The organism is Pseudoalteromonas sp. TP27, from assembly GCF_056470645.1.
Genome location: NZ_JARDAK010000067.1, coordinates 1 through 2,054 on the forward strand (window position 1 = coordinate 1; position 2,054 = coordinate 2,054).

Annotated in this window: 4 protein-coding genes; 3 read left to right on the forward strand and 1 reads right to left on the reverse strand. The window is 34.8% G+C overall.

Annotated features, from left to right (window positions below; translation table 11 throughout):
* Nucleotides 1-443: 443 nt before the first annotated feature.
* On the forward strand, nucleotides 444-785 hold the full coding sequence (locus tag PX700_RS21870; protein ID WP_069595154.1) for a hypothetical protein: 342 nt from the start codon (nucleotides 444-446) through the stop codon (nucleotides 783-785).
* Between the two features lie 62 nt (nucleotides 786-847).
* Here the strand turns inward: PX700_RS21870 and PX700_RS21875 are convergent, their stop codons facing one another.
* On the reverse strand, nucleotides 848-979 hold the full coding sequence (locus tag PX700_RS21875) for a type II toxin-antitoxin system RelE/ParE family toxin (protein WP_479521934.1): 132 nt from the start codon (nucleotides 977-979) through the stop codon (nucleotides 848-850).
* On the opposite strand from PX700_RS21875, the gene PX700_RS21880 reads away from it, so the two are divergent.
* A complete protein-coding gene (locus tag PX700_RS21880) occupies nucleotides 923-1,261 on the forward strand; it encodes a redoxin family protein (RefSeq protein WP_479521932.1) in 339 nt (112 codons plus the stop codon). The two genes, PX700_RS21875 and PX700_RS21880, sit on opposite strands and share 57 nt — an antisense overlap.
* A gap of 462 nt (nucleotides 1,262-1,723) precedes the next feature.
* Entirely contained in the window at nucleotides 1,724-1,846 is a 123-nt protein-coding gene (locus PX700_RS21885; protein WP_479521933.1) for a hypothetical protein, read from the forward strand.
* Nucleotides 1,847-2,054: the final 208 nt, after the last annotated feature.

The following is a 2,054-nucleotide window of genomic DNA, read 5'->3' on the forward strand; positions in this document are numbered from 1 at the left end:
TAAATATAACTAATATGAGTCATAACTTCATTGTCATGTGACATTAAGGTAGACCCTAATATCACTAGAGGGAGGAGCATTAATCTAGACGTTGTGGTTTATCAAAATAGTAAGCTATCCCCAATAAAACACCTGATATTAAGAAACTAGATATACATAGTATGGCTTGAAGATATTCATCAAAAAATTCGACCATTATTTATTACACATAAAATAAAGGTCATTATTAGAGTTTTAATATTTCATTGTTATGACAGGTTGGTTGGCTTTTTGAATGAAAGATATTTTTTGCAGTAATCTCAGCAAAAATCGTTTTACCTTTGTCGTTAAAAATAGGCATGACGCTATTGCCATGCGTCATTCAGGCAAACCCTAATGTCATGTTGTAATATTGATTACAACGGTTTTCATTTACAATGCGATGTTTTAGGGATTTTAGGTATATGTCAAATTTTCGAGTTAGATTAAGAGAAGCCGTCAAGATTCTATGTATAAATGAACTAGATTTAAAGGGGCGTTTAAAGTTGGCAGTTTGCGATCAACTGTTATTAGCTAATGTACCTGAAGAAACTGAAGTTCCATTATATTTTCGAAATCAGCACAAAATTATAATCACTACAGTTACTGAAAAAACATGGAGTAAGGACATAACTTACGATCGAGTAGGTGCAACAATTTATAGAAAACGTAGAAAAACGTTATCAAATTGGGCCTCAATGATTTTGCAACTGCACCAAGAGTACGAAGAATATCTTGTTTCCGGTTTTATTCCAGAATACACATAATGCATCAACATTATTTAGCACACTCGATACCTCAGGTTGTTGAGTATTTCTTGTTTTAAGGGTCATGCGCCAAAAATAGGGGATATGTCCATACTTTTGTGTAGGATTCTAATTATTTGTATTTGTTGACTACCTGTTTGTTTATAAAATATCACATGGCTGCCTTGAGGAAATTTTCGGTAACCACTTCTAATTTCATCACAGCCTTTTCCTATATCTGTATTTCTGCTGACTTACCTTTTGCGGTAGGGCGGTTCTGTGAAGTCGAAGGTATTGCTAATGTTCAACATGCTTCAACTTTCCGTAGTTCGGACTTTGCTGAGATATATGGGGTTGCTATTCCAGAAGGGGCTTTGCGAGGCCTAACTGCTCGTGCAGTCGTATGCGTTAATAAAGAAGGTATAGTGACACATAGCGAGTTGGTAAAAGAAATCACAAACGAGCCAGACTATAATTTAGCACTAAATGCTTTTTAAAAAAGCAAATATATAACACTATTAATTATGAAGGTCGCCTAAATTTGGCGACTTTTTTCTTAGCTGGTGATCACGTTTTAATTCAAATGTCGTTAAAATAAGTCATAACTTCATTGTCATGTGACATTAAGGCAAACCCTAATGTCACCTGCTTTCTAAATCACAAAAAAAAGAGCGAACACCGTTCGCCCTTTAATCTTACATATGATTCATATCACGCATCGATTTTTTACGCTGACAATGTTCAACAATTTTAAAATGTCACAGAATTACAGGCTATTGAGTTCTTTTTGGTACTTCTCTTCAATTTTGCCTTCAACCACATGATAGGCAACTGAAATGAATATGGTAAGACCAAAAACCAACCCAATCACACGAATATTTTGTTTTAGATACCTTCTCATTAACATCCACTCATTTCTAAATTAATAAAAATATCATATATCATCAAAAGGTTTAAATATGAACAAAAAAATGCTCTTTTTTGCCTGCGGAAGCCCTTTATTTATCGGACTTGTTTTATATCTCGCAGGAATTACCTATTTCATGCTCTTTGGGGTAAACATCGATGCTGTGACGGCCTAATGCCCTCATTGAGCAATGGAGTGTATTCGCTGTCAAAAATCACTCACGCTTTCTCTGCTTATTGGTTTTGGAATAGCAGTAGTCGCACAACTTATCGCGCTAGTGATCACATATTAATTCAAATACAGCTAAAGTGAGTCATAACTTTATTCTCATGCGACATTAAGGCATCCCCTAATACCACCTAGCTAAATTATTGTATATAAGC